This window comes from Brevibacillus sp. 1238, assembly GCF_029892995.1.
GTDB classification, from domain to species: domain Bacteria; phylum Bacillota; class Bacilli; order Brevibacillales; family Brevibacillaceae; genus Brevibacillus; species Brevibacillus parabrevis.
Genome location: NZ_JARXWC010000014.1, coordinates 46,829 through 69,936 on the forward strand (window position 1 = coordinate 46,829; position 23,108 = coordinate 69,936).

Below are 23,108 nucleotides of genomic sequence, written 5' to 3' on the forward strand. Positions count from 1 at the left end.
GCGATGTCAAAGCAACCTTTTTCCAATTGGCGAGCGATTTCGATGAAAGTCGAGCAATTTCGGCAAAAATCGGGGAAAAATACGAGTTTTCACAAGGGATTTCATGGAATTTTCTGAGTTGCGATGCTACAATCAGGTTTGTCGTGTTTTTTACCAAAGATAAAGAGATAGGTGGGGATTGTGTTGTTTGCAAAAAAATGGACCAGCGCATTGCTGGCAACGGCATTGATGTTGCCACTGCCTGCTTTTGCTGCCCAAGGGACAAGCCAGGGAGCCGGACAAGCGGGTGCTCCTGTGCAAAAAGCGGCGGTACAGCCAGCGGATGTCGTCCTGTCGGGCGGTGCCGTATATACGGTAGACAGAAACAGAAACTGGGCAGAGGCTGTCGCCATTCGTGGAAACGAGATCGTCTATGTCGGCACGAACGAAGGCGCCAAGGCGTACATCGGAAAAACGACGAAAGTGACCGATTTGAAAGGGCAAATGGTGCTGCCAGGCTTCATCGATAGCCATACCCATGCGAGCAAGACAACAGGACTGATCTATTCCATCGACCTGTTTGACGCAGGCACGATGGAGGAATACACCCAAGTGATTTCCGAGTTTGCCAAAGCGCATCCGAAAGAAGTCGCTTTCCAGGGCCGTGGCTGGAGCAATCCGGTAGCACCTGGCATCGGGCCGCGCAAAGAAGTGCTGGATGCGATCGTCCCTGCGATTCCGATTGCCTTGACTTCCGATGACGGACACTCGTTGTGGGTCAATACGGCTGCGCTGAAGCTTGCTGGCATTACAAAAGAAACGAAAAATCCGGAAGGCGGCATCATCGAGCGCGACCCGAAAACGGGCGAGCCATCCGGGACACTGCGCGAAAAAGCAATGGATTTGGTCCTGTCCAAAATCGGCGGCTACACCGTGCAGCAGTACAAAGCAGGGATCGAGGAATATCAGCACAAAGCGGTTGAACGCGGAGTTACAACGGTTCGCGACCCGGACATGCTGCGCTATCCAAACGTGCTGGAAGCATACGAGGAACTGTCCCGCGAAAACAAGCTGACCATCCGTTTCCGCAATGCGATCACGGCTAACCCGGACAAAGGGCCGGAGCAGATTGCCGAGTTTGTCAAAATCCGTGAACGCAATCAAAACTCGTTGTTCCAGGTGAACGCGGTCAAAATCTTTATGGACGGCGTTGTCGAAGGTGCTACGGCCTATCTGGAAAAGCCGTATGAGCATAAACATACAAACGGCGAACTGATCTGGAAGCCGGACGTCTACAACAAAACGGCAGCGGCTGTCGACAAGGCAGGCTTCCAATTGCATGTGCACTCGATTGGTGATGCTTCCACACGGGTCGCGCTCGATGGCATGGAATATGCCGAAAAACAAAACGGCAAGCACGATGCTCGCCACTCTCTCGTTCATTTGCAGCTCGTCAACAGCGATGATATCGCCCGCTTTAAAAAGCTCGGTGCTGTCGGCATCGTTCAACCGTTCTGGTTCATGCAAGAGGAAGGCTACTACGATGAGATCGAAGTGCCATACCTCGGTCATGAGCGCGCAGAGCAAGAATACCCGATGAAAAGCTTCCTGAATCAAGGCGTGCATATCGCTTCTTCTTCCGACTATATCGTGACGCCGGAGTTCAACCCGCTTCACGGCATCCAGCAAGGCATCACCCGGATCGAAGACGGCGTGACAGACCCGGCGAAAATCGCCAACCCGAATGAACGCGCCACTTTGCCTGACATGATCGCCAGCTTTACGATTGACGGGGCTTACGCCAACCACGTAGACGACATTACAGGCTCGCTCGAAGTGGGCAAAAAAGCCGACCTCATCGTTCTGGACAAAAACTTGTTCGAAATTCCGGCCACTGAAATCAAGAATGCGAAGGTCATTTTGACGTTAGTAGAAGGAAAAGAAGTGTACAGCCAAAAGGCAGGGAAATAATAAGGAAAAGAAATGGCCGTCCATGAAGCGACGGTCATTTTTCTTTTAGTCAGTTGACGCCCGATGCAAGTAGCATGTCCGTCCCGACTCTCGCGGCCAAAAGGATTCTTGCTGGCGGTCAGGGAACATAAAAGAGGAGATTTTTCCATTTGACTAGATGCGGGAGGTGTTTGATGTGGCTGCACGCGAAGGAATACAAACAATCAAACTGGAGATGGATGCAGGAGGAAGCCCATTCGTCGTCCACACGGCTGTGTTGTGGGATGAGCAAGAAGTGGTGCTCATAGATACAGGGCTTGCAGGTCAGCTGCCGCTCATTCGGGACACGCTCGCCAAGGCAGATATCCCTCTGGAAAAGCTGACGAAGATCATCATTACCCACCAGGATCGCGACCATATCGGCAGTCTGTCCGAGCTTGTCTCATACGGCGAGGGAAGAATCCAGGTGCTTGCCCATGAAGTGGCGATTCCTTATCTGGCAGGGGAAACTGCTCTGTTGAAAAGCGGTGCTTTTGCTACTCCGGTAAAAGTGGATCAAGCTCTTCATGATGGAGATATTCTTCCGTATGCAGGCGGGATTCAAGTGATTTACACACCTGGCCACTCCCCGGACCACATTTCTTTGTACCACATCCCGAGCAAAACGCTGATTTCAGGCGATGCTTTGACAGCAGAGGATGGCGTCCTCCTGTCATTCAATCCGGATTTTACCCCGGACCGGGCAGCCGCGGTGCAATCAATCGCGAAGCTTGCCAAGCTGGATATCGGGAGCGTAATTGCCTATCATGGCGGCGTCTGTACGAAAGATATAAAAGGAAGGCTTGCCGAGCTGGCCGAAACGACTTCGGCATGAATGGAACTGGCAGGCCCCGTCCCTGCTTGTGACGGCTGGTTTTTGAAGGAGTTGTTTGTCGGTTCTGATTCTGATTCTATTGGAAAGCTGCTGAGCAAAGCTTAACAAACAACGCATGGGGCGAACCTGTGCGTTGTTGTTTTGTGTTGGGCGTACGCAACGATTGACAGTCAAAGTTACACTTGCTATGATTTTTGGTGATAATGAGAATCAATACCAGAATATCGAGCTTATTCTTACATAATGGAGGTTTCATCGTGAGAAAAAACAACATGGTCATTGCCGTCCTCTCCATGGTTTTCATGCTCTCGCTGCTGCTGACAGCATGCGGAGGAACTGGCAGCTCGAACAACAGCGGGGCTGCCAATCAACCCGCAGGAGAGCAAGCTGCGGACAAAGCGGCAGAGAAAAAAACGCGCAGCTTTGGTACATCCAAAGGAGCTATCCAGATTCCTGAAAAGCCGCAACGAATCGTAACGGACTACTATGCAGGCGAACTGCTGGCAGTAGGCGGAAACGTCATCGGAGCGGAAACGATGGCGTTCAAGAACCCGTTCATCATCGAGCAGTTGAAAAGTGCCCAGGATGTAGGCGAGCGGGTCAACCCGGAAAAAGCTTTGGAACTGCAACCTGACCTGATCGTCGTCATGTATGACGACAACTACGAAGCCCTGTCCAAAATCGCGCCGACCGTTTTTCTCCCTTACGGCACGACGACGAACATTTACGACACAGTGAAGCTGTTTGGCGACCTCGTGGGTGAAAAGGAAAAGGCAGAGGCGTTCATTGCCGACTTTGACAAAAAGGCTGCCGAAGGCCGTGAGAAGATCAAGGGCATCGTGGATGAGAACGCCACTGTCGGTCTGTACGAGCTGACCAACAAAGGCGACTTGTGGGTATTTGGCGACAACGCCGGACGTGGCGGACAAGCGGTCTATAACGCATTGAAGCTGAAAATGCCGCACCCGGACACCACTAAAAACCAGACTCTCCAGTTGTCCATGGAGACACTGCCAGAGTACGCGGCTGATTACATGTTCCTGACTTTCTACGACCCGGAGAAAAATAGCGAGGCGCTGAAAAACTTGCAAAACTCGGCTGTCTGGAAAGCCGTTCCGGCAGCGAAAAACAACCGGATTTTCTACAACGATTTCGATACTTTCTATCGCTACGACCCAATCGCGATCAAGGCGCAAATCGACCTGTTCGTCGACATGATCGTGAAAAGGGAGCAGGAGAACAAAAGCAAGAAATAAGAGACAAGTGAATCAAGAAGCCAAAAAGTCATCTGTAGCTATAGGTGCTTTTGGCTTTTTGTTTTTCACTCTGCCGGAGAGTGTAAAAGATTTTACCTTCTTACAACCCAATAAAAGTACAAGTTGCCGGAAGTGTCCCAGTTATCAACCTCAGTCGGCTCCGCCCGACCAGAATGACCATCAATTGTTGCCTCGAAGTCATGACCTATTTTGTGTCCCTTTGCATTCTGGCTAATCGTGTACGATTGTGAAGAGACCCAAACGTCAGATTCTCGTAGAACATCATCAAAGTATTCATTATCTTCTACCTTAAATTCGTGCCAATCACCGGAAAGGCTTCCATTTGAATCGAAAATTTCTATGTCTCCAGATGTATCCCAGGATACACTCGCTCCAGGCGGCCATGTAAGATCAAAATCTACACTACCGGAAATACTGGAATCATCGGGCAGCCATCCTTTTGTAATGATATTACTTGATTTGTCTGCGTCAAGTCTGTCCACAAATTCCCTTGATTCAAAAACTTCAATCTCACTAAGCGGTTGGTCAGCACGAAAATAGACATAGCTTTTTGTATCCGGGTTATCAGGAGTTTCATCTTTATAAACTTCCCACACATGATATGACTTTGCTAGTCTCTGTTGGGTTGAATTAATATCAATAAAGTTATTAATTTCAGTTTCCCAAGTGTATATATTTGAAAATGAATCTGGCAGACTCACATCTATTCCAGCAGCCTTGGCTATATTTGGACTTAGAAAACCGAACTGAGATTTAGTGCTCTTGTTGATTTTGATATTGTATCTCTTCGTAATATCTACGAGATCTTCCAAATGATAATCTTGATTTCCTCTATTAAGCGAGATAACTGCTGACAGTTTGACTTGGTTATTTTCAAATTTATAGCCAAACATATCAAGTGAGTATGTTGAGTTTTTAGGGTACTCAGGGGTAAAACCAAAATCCGGTTCAAAATGATTGGTGATGTCCTCCGCATCTAGTTTTTCGCCAAAAACATAAAAAGGTTTGCTTTCTTTTTTAGCCTGTATATACAGGTTTTTTACCTTCGTGTCCGCTATATTCGATTCAGATATCCAAAGTGCATCGATATCATCTGGAATTTCTTGAATATCCTCTTCTAATATTTGTATGGATTCCTCTTCTGTAACAAGCCCCTTCTGTTCATTGATAGCTTCTTCGATTGTTCTGCCTACAGCACTTTTTTCTTTATAGCCGATTACACCAATTTTAAAAGGGCCTTGCCTTATCTTCGAGGTAGTAATATCTACTTCTTGAGCTTCGATACCAAAGCTCCCTGCAACTAAAGTCAGGAGTAGAACAATGCATGTCGAAAATTTTAGTATGTTCCTTCTTTTCATCGAGTCTCCCCTCCCCTTTTGTAAAAAAATAACATTCGATCGTTGTGTATGTCAATTATTGGTAAATGTTTTTCTAACATCTATATGGCATTCACTTTCATTGTTTCACAAAATGGTCATGACAGCTTTGCTGACCGCAAGCAGTCACATCCCATTTCATGAAAAACGGCGAGACGTCTTTCACAGAAAAAGGCATTCAGATTATACCGTGTGCCTTGGCGATTTCCCCCCACCTTACAAAAACGAAAGCAAACTGTAAGGTAGTTCAATAGCTCTCAAACTGGAAACTGGTTACAGTTAATAGGGAAGAGCAACACGGAAGACCGCTTGGCGCGGAAAAACGAATGGAGGAACAACGCGTGAGTGCAGCTGTATTGGAAGTCAAAGACGTTGAAAAAGTATACGGATCAAAAGGCGAGAGTCAATCGCATGCGCTAAAAGGAGTATCGCTGACGATAGAAAAGGGAGAATTTGTAGGAATCATGGGGCCGTCCGGATCGGGAAAAACGACGCTCCTGAACGTGATCTCCACGCTTGATCGGCCATCGTCAGGTTTTATCCAGATCGCCGGAACCAACATTACACAAATGAAACAAAACCAGCTTGCCGATTTTCGCTCGCAGAAGCTCGGGTTCATTTTTCAGGATTTCAACCTGCTGGAAAATTTGAGTGTATACGAAAATATTGCATTGCCGCTATCGCTGCAAGGAGTGGCATCTAAAGAAATCCGCGCAAAAGTAGACAAAGTGGCTCAAACGCTGGGTATCAGCGAAATTTTGCAAAAGTACCCGGTGCAAATCTCTGGAGGCCAAAAACAGCGTGCTGCCGCTGCCCGCGCGCTCGTGCATGAGCCTGCGATTTTGCTTGCCGACGAGCCGACAGGTGCCCTTGACTCCAAAAACGCCAAAAGCCTGCTGGAGACGATGACCGATCTGAATGAAAAACACCAAGTATCGATCATGATGGTCACACACGATGCTTTCAGTGCCAGTTACTGCAAACGCATCCTCTTCATCCAGGATGGCAGCTTGTACACCGAGATTCATCGCACAGGGGACCGTCAGCAATTTTTTAAACAAATTTTGGATGTACTGGCCGAGCTGGGTGCATCTCATGATGTGCGCTAGGAGGGAACATCCATGTTGTTGAAGTTATCGTTATCCAGTATGCGGAAAATGATGAAAGACTACCTGGTGCTCCTGGTAGGTCTGGTCGTTTCCATCTCGATTTTTTACATGTTTCAGACGCTAGCCATGAACTCCGATTATGTGAAAGCGAACTCGATGATCCGCTCTATCGGCATCGTTTTCAATGTAGGGGCCTTTCTGTTGGCGTTCATTACGATCTTCTACATCTTTTACGCGAACTCGTTTTTGCTTGCGCTAAGGCGTAAAGAACTGGGGATGTACATGGTGCTCGGGGCGAAAAAAGCCAAGATCAGCCAGATGTTGTTTGGAGAAACATTGCTGATGGGCATAGTCTCCCTGGTGATCGGCAGCCTCGTCGGCATCGCGCTGTCCAGCGGAATCGGGCAATTGCTGATGAGCTTGCTCGATATTTCCACAGAAGGGTACTTTCCATTTTACGTACCGTCTTTGCTGATGACATGGGGCTTTTTCCTCGTGCTGTTTCTGCTCACCTCGACGATCAACGCCATTCGGCTGGCGCGGGCGACCGAGCTGGACTTGATTCGCGCCGATCAGCAAAACGACCAGGTCAAGGCAAAAGGCATCGGGACGATTGTAGTTGCGATCCTCGGCATTTTGCTGGTCACTTTCGGCTACTATTTGCTGACGCATCTCAGAGATTATGTCGCTCCAGGCTTCATTGTCGGGGCGGTCGTGACGACGATTGGAACTTATCTCGTCTTCATCTCGTTGCTTCCGGTATTCGTGCAAATTTTGAAAAACAACAAAAAGCTGAACGACCGTCAGTTGAATGCTTTCACGTTTGCCCAACTGCGTTTTCGCGTGAACAATTTGACGAAAATTTTGGGTACGGTCGCCATGCTGATCGCACTCGGGGTCGGAGCGATGGCGGGCGGTATGGCTTTCCAGCAAAACGTAGAGCTGGTTGCCAGCATCGGACGCGGCTACGACGTTACACTGCAAGACCCGGGCCATGAAGATTTTCAGGCGCTTGCTACCATGCAAGTCCTGGAGCAAAACGAGTACCGCTACAAAAAAGACGGAAAAACCATCTATTACCTCAAGGATGATTTGCTGGAGCACCCTCCGCTGATTTCTGCCAACACGATGGAGAGCTACTCGCCGGAAAATAGCTTGAAACGGGCAAGTCAGCCTTTGACGGAAAAAGCATATATCATGTACCGCGATGAGGACGACAAGCAACAGCCTAAAGAGCTTCCAGAAGAGTGGAGCCAGGCAATCTCGCGAGAATTTATGAGCAGCTATAAAATGGAAAGGTCGCACGATGTGCAAGTTGTAGACCCTTCGATTTATAACCAAGTCAAGGGCAGCGAGCACAAAGTTGTTTTGGTGAAGCTGGACGAATTTGTCAAGTACAAAGAGCAACTGAAGGCCATGGATGCCCGGCAAAAGGAACTGCTCAAGCCTGAGTATATGGACAAGGATGCAGACAAGGACGAGGAATTTTCGCTTGAGACTAAATACAGCGTCTATGAGCAAGCGTATGCATTCACAAGCGGAACGCTGTTCATGGGCTTCTTCCTCGGCGTAGCCTTCTTGTCGATGATGGCAAGCTGCCTGATGTTCAAGATTTTGTCCGGGGCGACTCGTGACAAAGACCGCTACAGCATGCTGCGGAAGATCGGCGTTCGCAAGGAAATGCTCGTCGGCTCCATTTACAAAGAGCTGTTCATCGTGTTCATCTTCCCGGCTGTCATCGGTTTGCTGCATGTGCTGATCGGGATGGAGATGTTTTCGATCATTTTGCTTGAGCCGTATAAAAACATCTGGATTCCGACATCTATCTTCGTTGTGATCTACGCGTTGTACTATTTGATTACGGTTCGCCTTTACCGGGGAATTGTGTTGCCGAAAGAAGCGTAAAATCCGGAAAAATCCTCCCTCCTTGTTTGGAGACAGTAACAATGGACGTTACTTTTATTGCCTAGATACTTTCGTGATACACCAAAGAAGGTACTGCTCCCCATCTCATTTTGGGTGTCAGTACCTTCTTTGGTTAAATGACTTTTTTAGTGGTCTCAAGTTTAACGAAGCGCTTTATCATAGTCTACCTCTCCCTGACAAGGTAGGATTATTAAAACGCGTATGTAAACAACGTACCTGAGACATTTCCCACAACCCTCAATCGATAAGTATGACCTTGCCCAGCGTCATAATAGGTTTTAGTTGAAGTACCTGATTTGAACGTATTTGTTTCAACTTCGGCCCAACCATCTGCCCACGCCTGTTCTTCTTCAAGAACAATGTCATAGCTAGAGCCTAGACCTCTGGTTTTTGCGGTAGATGCGATCTTAAGTCCATACTTACCTGTGGGAATACTGAAACTTTTTTTAATTTGATAGTGCGTGGTCACATCGAAATCAGCACTAAATAATAGTTTTTCCTCCATCAGTGGGGTAATCGTTGACTCATGGACTTTAGCATTTCCTGACTCGGGTGTTTTGATAACATCCCCAGGCTTGGCTAAAGCCATAGGAGTTGCAAGTGTAAGTATAGCTAAAGATGTTAAAAGTAAAGTTTTTAGTTTATGACTAAACTGCATAATATCAAAATCCTCCTAATTTTATGAAATTATGCTACAATCTATTTATAACACATTTAAGGATAAAAATGGAAGGTGGTTTTTGTGTTGAAACAAAAAATTCTTAAATATGTAACACTCATTGTTGCAATCATTTTCGCAGCATTTATTTATTTTCAATACTTTGGATGGCATGCTACAGCAGAAGGAACACTTGATAAGTACCTGGAAATGGTTCGAACAGGACAAGCAGAAAGTGCGTATGATTTAATTGATCAAAGCAATCCTGGACAATATCCTGACAGGGAGAAGTTTATCGATTCAGTAAAAAGCGGGGGCTTAATTGACTATCACATAAAGGAAGTAAATTATAAAAATAAGGATCTAGCAGAAATTCAATTCGTTATGAACTATAAAAATGTTGAGCAAAAGAAAACCATGAAAGTCAAAAAAATTAATGGCGAATGGAAGGTACTTATTAGAAAAGTTGTCGAAGAATAAAAGGTCTTACAAAGTAATCAGGATCAACTTACCTTCATGCAGGCATTAAAAAAGTGTCTTCAATTCTAAGAAAAAGGGCATTTGTCTCTTGACTGAGCAGGTGTCTTTTTTTCATGTAGTAAATGACTCAGGCTATTGATTTATTTGCATATTCTAATATTGACAAGGAAAATGATAATCATTATCATGCATAGTGGAAGACATGACCATCACCAGTAATCATCTTTAGAATGCTTGCAAAGAAAAAGGGGGAGTCATTACATGCGTTTCATGAAATTGCCGATCCTGCTCGTCTTTTTGTCGGCTATGCTTTTGCTGGCAGCGTGCGGGAACGGAGGAGCCGCTAACCAAAATACGCAATCCGGTTCCGGACAGGCACAGCCAAACGCGGCAACGCCGCAGCCGGAAGCAGACAAATCTGCCGAGCAAGTACGTACGGTAAAGCACTTGATGGGAGAAACAGCAATCAAAGGTGTTCCTAAACGCGTTGTCGCACTGGAATGGAGCAGCGCTGAGCACGTGCTGGCTCTCGGCGTACAACCTGTAGGGATTGCAGACATTCCGAATATGAAAAAATGGGTGAAACTCCCTGTAGAAATTGCCCCAGAGGTAGTCGATGTCGGCAGCCGCGTCGCACCAAATCTGGAATCGATCATGCTGGCGAAGCCTGACCTGATCATCGGGATGAAACGAAATGTGGAAGCCAACTACGACGAATTGAGCAAAATCGCTCCGACGATCGCGTTTGATTCCAATCCGGCTGAAGGCCAGGGCGATCAGTATACCCGCATGATCGACACTTTCAAAGAAATCGCGGATATTTTGGGCAAAAACGCCGAAGCAGAAAAAGTATTGCAAGACCTCGACAAGACGTATGCCGAAGCAAAAGAGCGCATCGTCAAAGCAGGCATGGACAAAACGCCAATCGTACTGGCGATGGGCTACAGCAACCAGAATGCCGTAGAATTTCGTCTATCCACAGACAACTCCACAGCGATTCAAATCTTGAACCGCGTCGGTCTGACCAACGCTTACAAGGCTAAGAAATTCGAAATGAACGGAATGACCACGACGGATGTCGAGGCTCTGCCTGCGCTCCAGGATGCGAACTTCCTGCACATCATTCAAGATGATGATAACGTCATCGAGAACCAGCTGAAAAACAATCCCGTCTGGAACGGTCTCAAATTTGTAAAAGAAAACCGCATTTACGCATTGGGCGGAGACATGTGGCCATACGGCGGTCCGTTGTCCGCACAGATCATGGCGAAAAAAGCTGCTGATTTGCTGGCGAAATGAGTCTCGCCAAGCGTGAAAGCTATGCCCAAAGCGGCGTCCATCAAGCCCCTTCTTCTTCAAGAGGAGGCTTGAGGCCGTTATGGATGCTGCTTGGCGGCCTCGTTCTGTTGGTGCTGCTCACGTTTGTCAGCCTGACGCAAGGCTTGGCGGATATTTCGGTGCGCACCGTCATTGAGGCGATCACTGCTCCCAAGGATATTGCGGACCATCAGATGATTCAGGGCGTACGACTGCCCAGAACGGTGATGGGGCTTTTGTCAGGCGCAGCTTTGGCGGTCGCCGGAGCGATGATGCAAACCGTGACGCGAAACTCGCTTGCTTCGGAAACGACTTTGGGCGTCAATGCGGGTGCCTACATGTTTGTCGTTTGCGGACTGGTTTTCTGGCCCGCGATTTTGCACCAGTATCCGTTGCCTTTTGCCATGGCAGGGGGAATACTGGCTGCCGCCGCTGTGTACTACATGGCGGGCGGGCGAAAAGGAACACCGATACGCGTGGCGTTATCCGGGATGATCGTGACTCTCGTGTTTTCATCGTTGACCAGCGCCATCATTTTATTTAATGAAGAAACGACACAAGGCATCTTCATCTGGGGATCAGGCTCTTTGAAGCAAAACGACTGGTCAGGGGTACAGTTCAGCTGGCCGCTGATTATGCTTGGAATTATGTTAAGCTGTCTGATGGCAAGACAACTCGACGTCCTCAGCTTCAACGAAGAAACGGCTCAATCGCTTGGGCAAAAAGTAGGCAAAACGCGTCTTTTCGCCATGCTCATCGCGATCTTGATTACGTGTGTCAGCGTCAGCGTGGTCGGGCCGATCGGCTTTATCGGCCTGGTAGCTCCGCATTTGGTGCGGCTGAGCGGACTGACACGGCACATTTGGCTGTTGCCGATCAGCGCGATTTGGGGGGCAGCGCTTCTCGTTGCTTCCGATACGATCTCGCGTACTTTTATCAACGCCTATGGGGAATTGCCAGCTGGCGCTGTGACGGCAGCGATTGGCGGGCCGTGGCTGATTTGGCTGGCTATGCGAGTATCTCGCAAGCTGAGCGGCAGCACTGGCTCCGGGGCGCAGACATCCATGAGCGTAGGTGGCTGGCAGCGCTCTGTTCCATATCCGCTAATTGTAATTTTGCTCTGTGTGCTGCTTGCTATCGTCTGGATGTCCGGTTTGGCGATCGGCAATCTGTATTTGCCGTGGTCCGAGATTATCGCCGTGTTCATGGGGCAAGGCAACGAGATGTACAGCCAGCTGTTGTTTGAGTTGAGAATGCCGCGGTTATTGACAGCGATGCTTGCGGGCGTAGCCTTGGCGATCAGCGGCAGTCTCATGCAGAGCGCTGTGCGCAACCCGCTGGCAGACCCGCAAATCGTCGGGGTGACGAGCGGTGCGGGTGTAGGGGCGATTTTGCTGCTACTTGTGTTCCCGCAGTTTTCTTCCTGGATGCCGCTTGGAGCCATGCTCGGCGGGATCGCCGCCGCAGTGATTGTGTACGCAGTATCGTGGCGCAGAGGGTTAAACCCGGTTATTCTTACATTGGTAGGTATCGCGGTAGCCGCTGCTGGCGCGGCCTTCATTAATATTTTGATTGTCAAAGCGCAGCTTTTGGCGGCTCCGGCGCTCGCCTGGATGGCAGGCAGTACATACGGCCGCGGCTGGACAGAAATCAGTCGGCTGCTCCCCGCAATCGTCATCCTGACGCCGCTCGCGTGGTGGCTGGGACGACGTGTCGATTTGCTCGCTTTTAACGACGAGAGTTCAGTCGGCTTGGGGCTGAAAGTGCGTCAGACGAGGCTGGCCGTAGCAACGATTGCGGTATTGCTCGCTTCTGCGGCAGTCGCCAGCGTGGGGGCCGTCGGCTTTATCGGCCTGCTCGCCCCTCATGCGGCGCGGCTTTTGGTTGGTGCCCACCATCGCAAAGCCGTCGTCGTTTCCGCATTATTGGGTGCGGTATTGCTGGCTGCATCTGATCTGTTGGGGAGAGTCGTGATGATCCCCAAAGACATCCCTTCCGGCATCGTCGTTGCGCTATTGGGAGCGCCGTATTTGTTCATCTTGATGTTTCGTGCAGCAAAGATACGCTAATAGAAACCCAACATGATCCAACGGGAAAAAGTAGTACAGGCAAAAGATTTTCAATCATGCTTGTCTACTTTTTTCTTGTATAGGACCGATGTTGGGACGAAAGCAGGGATGTGAGTCTGATGAGGAATGGCCGGAATTGTCATGCATATGTATGGACAGCTTTTCGCAAGCATCGGTTGAAAAAAGGGTTTTGTCTGGAGCAGCTGCGAGTGAGTGATTACGTCCTGTGCTACGTGGCGGAGGGAAGCGGGGAAATTACCGTCAACGCGAAAAAGCATGTGCTGGAAGCAGGCAAGCTCATCATGCTGACTCCTGCGATGCACGTAGACGAGCTGGTTTTCCACGCGGGGCCGGTTCACATGTACCGATTGCAGTACGCACGGACGGGAGCGCTGGGAGCTGCCACGAGCACTGGCAGGGATGAGGAAGCGGAGATGCACACAGAGCCGCATCCAGCCGAACAGTGGTCAGGAGCGGAAGTATTTCCTGTCTCTTCGGCAGTGTCGTTCGCGGCGAAGCTGGAGGAGCTGTTCCGGCTGGGACAGGAAGCGGAAGAAGATTGCGTCTCGTATTTGCGTGCGCAGGCGCTGTTCTGCGATTTGCTTGCAACCGCCTGCGAGGAGCAAAAAGCTCGCCAGCAGGGAGGCGACACCTCTGTTGCCGCGACGATTGACTATATGAAAAAGCATTTTCGCGAAGCACTGGATCTTGGCGCTTTGCCAAAGCTGGCTGGTCTTACGCCAAGCTCGTACTGCCGCGCGTTCAAACGGGCGGTGGGAATGACGCCGGGAGAGTATTTGACGCAGCTGAGAATGGACGAGGCGAAAGCGATGCTCTGCGAATCTTCCTCCGCCAATCGGGTCAAGGATGTAGCGCGCAGCGTCGGCTTCTCGGATGAGCTGTATTTCAGCCGCCTGTTCAAAAAGCGCGAAGGCTTGTCGCCGCAAATCTACATGAAGCAGGCAGGACAGCGAGTTGCTGTGGCGAGCAAGCTGTTTTTGCAGGATCATTTTCTGGCGATTGGCATCCAGCCGATTGCGGCTCCTTCTTTTCCAAATTATTTTTCGACGAGAACCGGATTCCCGATTTATTTGCAGCAGCGTCTGCGCGGCACGAAGGCGCTCAATGCGGAGCAGAACATTACGCCGCAAGATATTTTGTCCTTGTCGCCGGATGTGATCGTGCAGATTGACACGGGCGCGGAGAAGGAGCAGCGGCAGTGGTCGAAGCTGGGCGAGGCAGTCATTTTCAACGGCTATTTGAAATGGTACGAGTACCAGCTTCAGCTTGCGACCGTCTTCAACAAGGAGAGCCAGGCCGAACGGGTGATCCACCATGTAGACAAAGTGGAAAAACAGGCAAAAGACGCGCTGCTCCCGGTTACGCGAAAAGGTCATTGGACGATCGTGAGAGTGCTGGAAGACGAGGTGCGGCTGTACGGAACGGAAGGCCATGCGTTGACTGACCTGTTTTACTACAAGCTCGGCTTCCAGCCCGATCCTCGCGTGACGCACGCTTCGTACAAACCCGATGCCCTGCTGACGCTGCTTGAGCTGGACCCGGAGAGAATCATCCTGTTCTGGAGCGAAAAAGAACACGTGGAGCGTCTCTGGCACAATCCGTTGTGGAGAAGCTTGCGCGCCGTGCGCGAGAAACAGGTCTACTATCCGGAAACAAGAGATTGGGACCCGTGGGGACCGCTCGGCAGGGAGTACATGATCCACAATTGCATGTCGTATTTTTTGAAGGCAATCCCGTCCATATAAAACGGACAATGGCGTGCATGGAAAAGCGCGAGCAGTCTCTATATACTATCAATTGATAATTGTTATCAATCAAGTGAACGATAGAAGTGGGGGCATATCTCGTTATGAAAAGACAGACTAGCGCACGTTCCATGCGCCATATTATGACCAGCTTGTTCGCGTTTTGCATGTTGGTTGTTCTGGCAGGTTGCGGAGGCGGAGCCAACCAGGCGCAACAAACGCAAACCCAGCCAGCGGCGACGACAGAAACAAGCACAGCGCCAGCTCAAACCGCTCCGGCAGCAGATGCCAACGCTGAGCGCGAAGTCAAGCACGCCATGGGTACTACCAAAATCAAAGGGACACCGCAACGCGTTGTCATCCTGACCAACGAAGGTACAGAAGCTTTGCTGGCGCTGGGAGTGAAACCAGTTGCTGCTGTGCAATCGTGGGATGGCGAGCCTTGGTACGATCACATCAAGGATGAGATGGCAGGAGTAGAGGCTTTGGGCTTTGAAAATGAACCGAACCTCGAAGCCATCGTCGGACTGAACCCTGATCTGATCATCGGTAACAAAGTTCGTCACGAGAAAGTGTACGATCAACTGTCCAAAATTGCGCCAACCGTGTTCTCCGAAGAGCTGTCCGGCAGATGGAAAACCAACTTCAAGCTGTATGCAGAAGCATTGAACAAGCAAGCAGAAGGCGAGAAAGTGCTCAAAGAGTTCGACGATCGCGTAGCAGCTGCGAAAGAGAAGCTCGGTTCCAAGATCGGAACGAAAGTATCTGTAGTGAAATACTCGAAAAAAGGCGTGCAAATTTATCAAAAAGATACGTTCAGCGGCGTTTTGCTCGACCAGTTGGGTGTAGCGCGTCCAGACTCGCAAAATGTAGACAACTTCGCGGAATTTGTTTCCGAAGAAGGCATGTCTGTAATGGATGGGGATGTCCTGTTCTACTGGGTATCGGAAGCGAAAGGCGACACAGCGATCACCGAAATGTCGAAAAAATGGATGGACAGCCCGGTATTCAAATCGTTGAACGTGGCGAAAAACAATCAAGTATTCCAAGTAAGCGAAACGATCTGGAACACAGCAGGCGGCGTCAAAGCAGCCAACTTGTTGCTCGACGACATCATGAAGCGCCTCGACGTAAAATAATAGCGGCTTAAAGCCAAAACAAAAACACAAGACCTCATCCGTCAGCTGGATGGGGTCTTGTTGTTATTTGGGGATGGCAGTTCCAGACGATAAATTTTGGAAAATGAGGCTTATAGTCTGATAGTCAGGAACAAATTATGCGCTAAAATATGGAAGGGAAAAAGAAATCGGAGGAAACCTTCTATGGATAAAAAAGCGAAGCAAATTTTGCTGAAGACATTCTGGAGCAGCCAAGGCTGGAAAGACCGTCCTTATGTATACGAGGGGGAAGATTTTGTTTATGCAAAAAGCAAAGGGATGATGTTCGATCCGCTCACGATTCACCACGATGAGGCGGTGCGGCAAATCGTGGAATTGCACGAACAAGTGACGAAGGAGAAGGTGGCGAAAGCCTTTTTGCACAGCTTGTCCACCCGAAAAATTCACTTGCGCAGCGCACTCGCAAGCTGGGTATTGACCCGTCAGTTTGTGCAGCATTCGTTTGAAAGCAATGCAGGCCGCTACACCGCTCCAGCAAACGGGGTTGCCTACGCCATGTACGGAGATTGCTATGTATGCGACAGCTATCATATCGCAGGTCTGGAATCGTACACGGACGAAGATATGAACGTGCTGAATTTTGAAAGACACAAGTGGGGCGGCGTTCGTTTGAATTACCTTCCGTATGTGTTGCAAGATTTGCAGCTCATGAGCAAGGAGCCGGAGCTGGAGCTGGAAGTCACAGTGGCAGACGTGGCGATCTGGCGCCAGGTGCTTGCTGCGATTGAAAGCTGCGAGCCTACAGATGCTGCACGTCAACTGGAGAAGCGGCTTGCCGGGCTTTTTCCGTCCAGCAAAAATGAGCGGGACGCATTCATGGAAATTCTCGCGTCGGCAGGCATTTTGGCGACGACCAAAGACAGGCCGGGCCGCGGCGGAAAAAACGACTTTTTCGCGGTAGTCAACTGGCGGGGCGAGGATGGCTATTCCAGGCAGGCAGTACAAGACCTTTTCGGTACGTGGATGTAGATAGAGACAAAAATTGCCAAAGAGAGAAGTGGAGGAGAGAAACATGGAGAAAAATCAGCAGGAACAAAAAGTGATCATGTATCCGAAAGCGAGCGAGGTTTTTGTGGATGAGCGGCTCGCTTGCTATTTCCGGCCGTTGCTCACGTTTTCTCATCTGCACGAGGGAAGTGTCTACCAGCTTCATCTGCTCGGCACAGATGGTCTTTACTGCGAGAAAGAGTACAAACACGCCGAGAACAACTTTTTCGGCTTCCGTTACGTGGCGGGCAAGTACGAATTTCTCGGCGACCTGGACGTCTTCGGCGGGGGAAATGTGGAGGAAGTCCACGCCTATTTGCAGGCTGATTTTGCCCAAAACAAGCAGGAATATTTGAAGGATAAAGTAACGCTCAAGGCGTACAAGGAACGAATCATGGACGGGCTGGCCGAGCTGGCTGATTTTGACGTGGACTATTATGTCGAAGGCTTCTACAGCTATGAGTTTACGAAGTACCATTACGAGCTGACTGGCGAGTTTCGGCACATCACGGAGCTGACGGAGGACTGGGGGCACGACGATTCCGACGTCCTGATCGATCAGGAGACAGCCCGGGAGATGAGCGGAGAGTTTTTCATGAACTTGCAGTGGAATGTCACCCACGATTACGGGATCGAGGAGAGCATGGTATGCGGCGCGACAGAGCGCTTCCGCTTCATGTCGGTCATCGGCGGCGGAACGGTGTTTGCTTTGCTCAAGCCGGAAGAGCAGACGGTTTATTTGTTGGAGTATTTTTCGTGAGTGTTCACATATCCTAAAATTTCCAGTTGATTTGTTCAACCATGACATTTGTCATACCCTCGACTTGACGTTTATGACTACAGCGAACCGAGCGCATTTTCTACAATAAAGATAGAAAATTGCGTCTGGTCATCCAGTCATACGCGCTTCATATCGAGGAGGAACCAATTGATGCATCAATCGAACATCGCCCAGTTGAAAAAGAATGTGGCTCCCTTTGAAAAAACGGATACGAAATCGAGTATTCGCCAAATGATCAACACGATTGTTCCCTTGCTTTTTCTTTGGTACGGTGCCTATCTCAGCCTGTCAGTCTCGTACTGGCTGACGTTGCCGCTGGTCATCATCACAGCTGGTTTTGTCATTCGCACCTTCATCATTTTTCACGATTGCTGCCATCAGTCTTTTTTCAAAAGCCGGCGGGCCAATGACATTCTCGGCACGATTACGGGCGTGATTACTTGCGTGCCGTACGAACAGTGGAAGCAAAGCCATTCGATTCACCACGCCACGAGCAGCAACCTCGACAAGCGCGGTGTCGGCGACATCTGGATTTTGACCGTGGACGAATACCTCGCGGCTCCGCTCTGGCGCAAAATCGCTTACCGCATCTACCGCAATCCGCTCGTCATGTTCGGGATCGGCCCGTTCTTTGTCTTCGCGCTGCAATATCGCTTCAATCGCAAAGGGGCACGCCGCAAAGAGCGGCTGAACACGTACTTGACCAACGTGCTCTTGGTCGGCTTGTATGCGCTTCTCGCTTGGGCGATCGGTTGGCAAGCGTTTTTGCTCATACAGGTTCCTGTCTTTTTTATCTCGGGGTTGCTCGGAATCTGGCTGTTCTATGTGCAGCACCAGTTCGAGGATTCGTATTTTGAAAACGAAGAAGAGTGGAGCTACGTCAAAGCTGCTGTGGAAGGCAGCTCGTACTACAAACTGCCGCGCGTCTTGCAGTGGATTACGGGGAACATCGGCTTTCACCATGTGCATCACTTGAGTCCAAAGGTGCCAAACTACAATTTGGAAAAGGCACATAACGGGACGCCGCCGCTGCAAATGGCGACGACGATTACATTGTCTTCCAGCCTGAAATCGTTGAGCTTCCGCCTGTGGGACGAAGAGAGAAAGCAGTTTGTGAGCTTCAAGGAAATCAAGCAGATTCAAGCTTCGACCGGGGCGATTATGGACGCGTTGCACAGCCAAAAAACGAGTCTGGAAGGAAAATAAGCCTGCCCGAAACTCCTTCATTCCGATACACTGATAAGTAGTGGCGAAGAAAAAGGTGGGCATACATGCAAAAGTGGTATCACATTCTGCAAAAAAACACGGGCCTTAGCCCTTATGTGTGGGTTGTCTTCTACATCCTGCCGTTTTACTTCATTTTCCGCTCGTCGTCTACGTACGAGGTCGCAAGCGGAATCGTGATGATTCTTTTGTTTTTCGTCTGCTACGTCCTGTCGTTTCTCTCCAAAGGGTGGCTGATCTACTTTTGGACCAGTTTGCAGATCGTGATCTCGATCGCGATGACCGTCATGTTCGGCTACGTCTACTTCGCGCTGTTCCTGGCCTTTTTCATCGGGAACATCCAGAACAAGATCGGGTTCATCACGCTGTATACGATCCATCTGATCAGCACCTTTGCGACGATCAACATGGGCTTCCTTTCGAAAAATGCGCAGCTTTTCAACCAGCTTCCGTTTGTGCTCGTCAGCCTGATCGCTGTCATTTTGCTGCCAGTGACCACGTACAACTGGAACAAGCGGGAGAAGCTGCAAGGCGAGCTGAATCACGCCAACAAGCGGATTTCCGAACTGGTCAAGCTGGAGGAACGCCAGCGGATTGCCCGCGACTTGCACGATACGCTGGGACAAAAGCTGTCTTTGATCGGGCTGAAAAGCGATCTCGCCAGCAAGCTGATCTACAAAAATCCGGCTCGGGCACAGACTGAGCTGGAGGAAATCAGGCAGACGGCGCGAATTGCGTTGAAAGAAGTGCGGGAAATGGTTACGCAAATGCGCGGGACGCGGCTGACCGAGGAAATGTTTCGGATCAGGCAAATTCTCAAGGCGGCTGAAATCGAGTTTGCGCTGGAAGGCGACCCGGATTTGAACAATACGTCCTTGATGACGGAAACGGTGCTCAGCATGTGTTTGAAGGAAGCTGTGACAAATGTTATCAAGCACAGCAACGCCAGCCGGTGTTCCATCACCATCGAGCCGTCTCGTACGGATCTGATTGTGCGTGTGGCGGACAACGGCAGCGGGATGGTGGAGCAAGCGGCTTGCCGCGGAAACGGACTGCGCGGGATGCGTGAGCGGCTGGAATTTGTGAACGGCAGCATGGACATTTTATCATCGGAAGCCGGGACACAAGTCGTACTGCGGGTGCCCAACAGCTTCAAACAACCGGAAAAGGAGGCGTGAGCATGATTCGCATCGTCATTGCAGAGGATCAGCGCATGCTGCTTGGTGCTCTGGCTTCTCTGCTCGATCTGGAAGAGGATATGCAGGTCGTCGGCAGGGCGAGCAACGGTGAGGATGCCGTCAAGCTCGTCCACCTGCATAAGCCGGATATTTGCATCATGGATATCGAAATGCCTGTGAAAAGCGGTTTGGACGCTGCTGAGGAGCTGAAGGGCAGCGGCTGCAAAGTGATGATTTTGACGACCTTTGCCCGTCCGGGATACTTCGAGCGTGCCTTGAAGGCGGGAGCGAACGGCTATTTGCTCAAGGACAGCCCCAGCGAAGAGCTGGCAAGCTCGATCCGCAGCGTCATGGCGGGCAGACGAATTTATGCCCCGGAATTGGTCGATGAAGCGTATGGGCAGGAAAACCCGCTGACAGAGCGGGAAAAGGAAGTGCTTTTGCTGATTGCGGACGGCAAAAACACGAAGGAAATCGCCAGCCAGCTGTTCATTACGACGGGAACGGTGCGCAACTACATTTCCGTGATTCTCGACAAGCTCGGCGTGAGCAACCGGATTGAAGCGATCATGCACTTCAAGGAAAAAGGCTGGTTCAAGTAAACAGCAACGAAGGAAGCCCTTTCTGCGGTCTGGCAGGAAGGGTTTTTTTGCGCACAAAAAAATATTTTAAAAAGTGCGAATCCTTTATTTTCTTTTTCGCTTGTGATACAACTAGAGGTGAGTAACTTTATAAAGCCAATGGAGAAAATAATAAAGTGCCAGCAATCATCTTGCAACAGACGCAGCAACAAAAAGGAGTGGACTCGCGTGGAACAGGACGAGTATGCGGTTGGGCTTGATTTGGGCGGGACGAAAATATTGGCGGGCTTGGTGCACAAGAGCGGGCAAATGATCAACAGCACAGTGCTGCCCACTTCCTCGCAAGACGGCGAGCGGGCCGTGATCGACAGAGTGTTGGCGGCGATCGACGGCGTGCTTGGGACAGCGAATGCCGATCGGCAAAAGGTGCGCGGAGTCGGCATAGCTTCCGCCGGAGTCATCGACAGCAAGGCTGCGGAGGTCATTTTCGCCGGCAATCTCGGTTGGGAGCACGTTCCGATCGGCAAGCTGATCGAAGACAAATTCGCTCTTCCGGCGCAACTGATCAATGACGCCAACGCCGCGGCAGTAGCGGAGTGGATGTGGGGAGCGGGCCGGGGCGCGCAAAACATGATTTACGTCACAGTCAGCACAGGCGTTGGTGCAGGGATCATCAGTGACGGCCAACTGGTGCAGGGGAAAGACGGCAGCGCCGGGGAGTTCGGACACATCTCGATCGATTGGAACGGTCCGTTGTGCAGCTGCGGCAATCGGGGCTGTCTCGAACTGTATGCCTCCGGTACGGCGCTCGAACATCTGGTCAAACACCAGCTGGAGCAGGAGCAACGCGAGTGGACAGGCGGTTCACTTGCGGCGGGCGCTTTTCCGACGGCAAAAGAAATCGGGGAAGCGGCGCTGGCGGGAGATCGCTACAGCGTGGAGATTATCGAGCGTGCCGGGTATTGTCTGGGGATCGGCACGACCAGTCTGATTCATTTGTTCAATCCGGAAGTGGTTGTTTTTGGCGGCGGCGTGATGAACGCTTCGGATATTTTGCTCCGGGAGGTCAAGCGCAGCGTCAGGGAGCGGAGCATCCAGTCCATGGCGCGGCAGGTGCGAATCGAGCGGCAGCAAGTCGGGATTCAGGCTGGAGCAATCGGGGCAGCAGGTCTGTTGTTTGCAGAGAAACAGTCCGCGGGAAAACTTCCTGCTTACTAGCAGAATATGTATTGCCAAAATTAAGATTATTTCGTATCATTCAATTAATAACTCCACTGAAAAAATAAATTAGCAATTTGCTAACGCAAGGAGGCATACATCCGCATGGAAAAAGTAAAGGTTGCGGTGATCGGGGCAGGCTCCATTTCGGACATGCATTTGCAATCGTATCAGCAAAATGAACGCGTGCAGCTTCACGCGGTTGTCGACTTCAACGAAGCGCGCGCCAAGGAAAAAGCGGAAAAGTACCAGGCAGCGACTTACTACAGCAACATCGAGGCAGCGCTCGCCGATCCGCAAATCGACGCAGTAAGCATCTGCACCTGGAACAACACACACGCAGACCTCGCCATCTCTGCGCTGGACGCTGGCAAGCACGTACTGCTGGAAAAGCCGCTCAGCACCTCGGTTGAATCTGCTTTGCGAATTGAAGAAGCGGTCAAACGAAGCGGCAAGCTGCTCCAGGTGGGCTTCGTCAGAAGATACGATACGAACGCTCAACTGCTCAAACAGTTCATCGATGCAGGAGATTTGGGCGAGATTTATTACGCCAAAGCGTCTTGCCTGCGCCGATTGGGCAATCCCGGCGGCTGGTTCGCGGACAAGGAAAGATCGGGCGGCGGGCCGCTGATTGACCTCGGTGTCCACGTAATTGATCTGTGCTGGTACATGATGGGCTGCCCAAAAGTTGCGACCGTGAGCGGCAATACATACAACAAGCTCGGCAACCGGGCCAACGTCAAGCATTTGTCTTTTTACAAGGCGGCCGACTACGATCCCGGCAAAAACACGGTGGAAGACATGGCGAACGCCTTGATCCGCTTTGAAAACGGCGCGTCCCTGTTCGTCGATGTGAGCTACACGCTGCACGCCAAAAAAGAAGAGCTGTCCGTCAAGCTGTACGGCGACAAGGGCGGAGCAGAGGTAGAGCCGGAGCTGTCCATCATTGCGGAAAAACACAACACCATCCTCAATGTCACTCCGCAAATGGATAAGCTGTCTTTTGACTTCAAGCAAGGCTTTCAAAATGAAATCGATCATTTTATCGCATACATTTTGGGCGAAAAAGAGACGCTCAGCCCAGTCGCAGACGGCGTAGAGATGATGAAAATTCTCTGCGGCATTTACGAGTCGGCACAGACCGGCCGCGAAGTCGTTTTCACGCCGTAAATCGTGAAAC

General features: G+C 50.3%; 19 protein-coding genes. 17 read left to right on the forward strand and 2 right to left on the reverse strand.

The features are described from left to right. Positions 1-183 precede the first annotated feature (183 nt). The 3 genes from M2298_RS23605 (at position 184) to M2298_RS23615 (ending at position 4,059) form a co-directional block, all read left to right on the forward strand. Positions 184-1,950 carry an amidohydrolase gene (locus M2298_RS23605; protein WP_122966372.1) on the forward strand — a complete coding sequence of 589 codons (1,767 nt, stop codon included), beginning with the start codon at positions 184-186 and terminating at the stop codon, positions 1,948-1,950. 175 nt (positions 1,951-2,125) lie between these two features. Then, positions 2,126-2,803, forward strand: coding sequence for an MBL fold metallo-hydrolase (locus tag M2298_RS23610; RefSeq protein ID WP_122966371.1), 678 nt, complete (start codon positions 2,126-2,128; stop codon positions 2,801-2,803). 257 nt (positions 2,804-3,060) lie between these two features. After that, the gene (locus M2298_RS23615) at positions 3,061-4,059 is read left to right on the forward strand and encodes an ABC transporter substrate-binding protein (protein ID WP_371736948.1); all 999 of its coding nucleotides are present in this window, start codon (positions 3,061-3,063) and stop codon (positions 4,057-4,059) included. Positions 4,060-4,151: 92 nt separating this feature from the next. Here the strand turns inward: M2298_RS23615 and M2298_RS23620 are convergent, their stop codons facing one another. Next, positions 4,152-5,438, reverse strand: a complete 1,287-nt coding sequence (locus M2298_RS23620) for a hypothetical protein (protein ID WP_280649163.1) — start codon at positions 5,436-5,438, stop codon at positions 4,152-4,154. Between the two features lie 359 nt (positions 5,439-5,797). Between M2298_RS23620 and M2298_RS23625 the strand changes: the two genes are divergently transcribed. Beyond that, complete coding sequence (locus M2298_RS23625; RefSeq protein WP_280649164.1) at positions 5,798-6,565, forward strand: ABC transporter ATP-binding protein; 768 nt, start codon at positions 5,798-5,800, stop codon at positions 6,563-6,565. Between the two features lie 12 nt (positions 6,566-6,577). After that, positions 6,578-8,470, forward strand: a complete 1,893-nt coding sequence (locus tag M2298_RS23630) for an FtsX-like permease family protein (protein ID WP_280649165.1) — start codon at positions 6,578-6,580, stop codon at positions 8,468-8,470. A gap of 211 nt (positions 8,471-8,681) precedes the next feature. Here M2298_RS23630 and M2298_RS23635 read toward each other — a convergent pair whose 3' ends face one another. Beyond that, complete coding sequence (locus M2298_RS23635) at positions 8,682-9,149, reverse strand: hypothetical protein (protein WP_280649166.1); 468 nt, start codon at positions 9,147-9,149, stop codon at positions 8,682-8,684. Between the two features lie 87 nt (positions 9,150-9,236). On the opposite strand from M2298_RS23635, the gene M2298_RS23640 reads away from it, so the two are divergent. The 12 genes from M2298_RS23640 to M2298_RS23695 all read left to right on the forward strand — a co-directional run bounded on the left by M2298_RS23640 (position 9,237) and on the right by M2298_RS23695 (position 23,098). Next, positions 9,237-9,629: a hypothetical protein gene (locus tag M2298_RS23640; RefSeq protein WP_122966325.1), complete on the forward strand. Its 393-nt coding sequence runs from the start codon at positions 9,237-9,239 to the stop codon at positions 9,627-9,629. 261 nt (positions 9,630-9,890) lie between these two features. Further along, positions 9,891-10,928 (forward strand): ABC transporter substrate-binding protein, encoded by a 1,038-nt coding sequence (locus tag M2298_RS23645; RefSeq protein ID WP_280649167.1) that lies wholly within the window; start codon positions 9,891-9,893, stop codon positions 10,926-10,928. After that, entirely contained in the window at positions 10,925-13,015 is a 2,091-nt protein-coding gene (gene fhuB / locus M2298_RS23650) for a Fe(3+)-hydroxamate ABC transporter permease FhuB (protein WP_280649168.1), read from the forward strand. Before M2298_RS23645 ends, fhuB begins: the two co-directional genes overlap by 4 nt. 119 nt (positions 13,016-13,134) lie before the next feature. Continuing rightward, positions 13,135-14,781: a helix-turn-helix domain-containing protein gene (locus M2298_RS23655; RefSeq protein ID WP_481752860.1), complete on the forward strand. Its 1,647-nt coding sequence runs from the start codon at positions 13,135-13,137 to the stop codon at positions 14,779-14,781. 104 nt (positions 14,782-14,885) lie between these two features. Continuing rightward, positions 14,886-15,920, forward strand: a complete 1,035-nt coding sequence (locus tag M2298_RS23660) for an ABC transporter substrate-binding protein (RefSeq protein WP_122966321.1) — start codon at positions 14,886-14,888, stop codon at positions 15,918-15,920. A 183-nt stretch (positions 15,921-16,103) separates the two neighbouring features. Then, positions 16,104-16,928 (forward strand): hypothetical protein, encoded by an 825-nt coding sequence (locus M2298_RS23665; protein ID WP_280649170.1) that lies wholly within the window; start codon positions 16,104-16,106, stop codon positions 16,926-16,928. A gap of 43 nt (positions 16,929-16,971) precedes the next feature. Beyond that, positions 16,972-17,706 (forward strand): hypothetical protein, encoded by a 735-nt coding sequence (locus tag M2298_RS23670; protein ID WP_173598691.1) that lies wholly within the window; start codon positions 16,972-16,974, stop codon positions 17,704-17,706. Between the two features lie 171 nt (positions 17,707-17,877). After that, positions 17,878-18,933 (forward strand): Delta(5) desaturase DesA, encoded by a 1,056-nt coding sequence (desA, locus tag M2298_RS23675; protein ID WP_122966318.1) that lies wholly within the window; start codon positions 17,878-17,880, stop codon positions 18,931-18,933. Positions 18,934-18,998: 65 nt separating this feature from the next. Beyond that, positions 18,999-20,129 (forward strand): sensor histidine kinase, encoded by a 1,131-nt coding sequence (locus M2298_RS23680; RefSeq protein WP_122966317.1) that lies wholly within the window; start codon positions 18,999-19,001, stop codon positions 20,127-20,129. 2 nt (positions 20,130-20,131) lie between these two features. Continuing rightward, a complete protein-coding gene (locus M2298_RS23685) occupies positions 20,132-20,731 on the forward strand; it encodes a response regulator transcription factor (RefSeq protein ID WP_063230618.1) in 600 nt (199 codons plus the stop codon). Positions 20,732-20,938: 207 nt separating this feature from the next. After that, positions 20,939-21,928 carry an ROK family protein gene (locus M2298_RS23690; protein ID WP_280649171.1) on the forward strand — a complete coding sequence of 330 codons (990 nt, stop codon included), beginning with the start codon at positions 20,939-20,941 and terminating at the stop codon, positions 21,926-21,928. A gap of 105 nt (positions 21,929-22,033) precedes the next feature. Then, on the forward strand, positions 22,034-23,098 hold the full coding sequence (locus tag M2298_RS23695) for a Gfo/Idh/MocA family protein (RefSeq protein WP_280649172.1): 1,065 nt from the start codon (positions 22,034-22,036) through the stop codon (positions 23,096-23,098). Positions 23,099-23,108 lie beyond the last annotated feature (10 nt).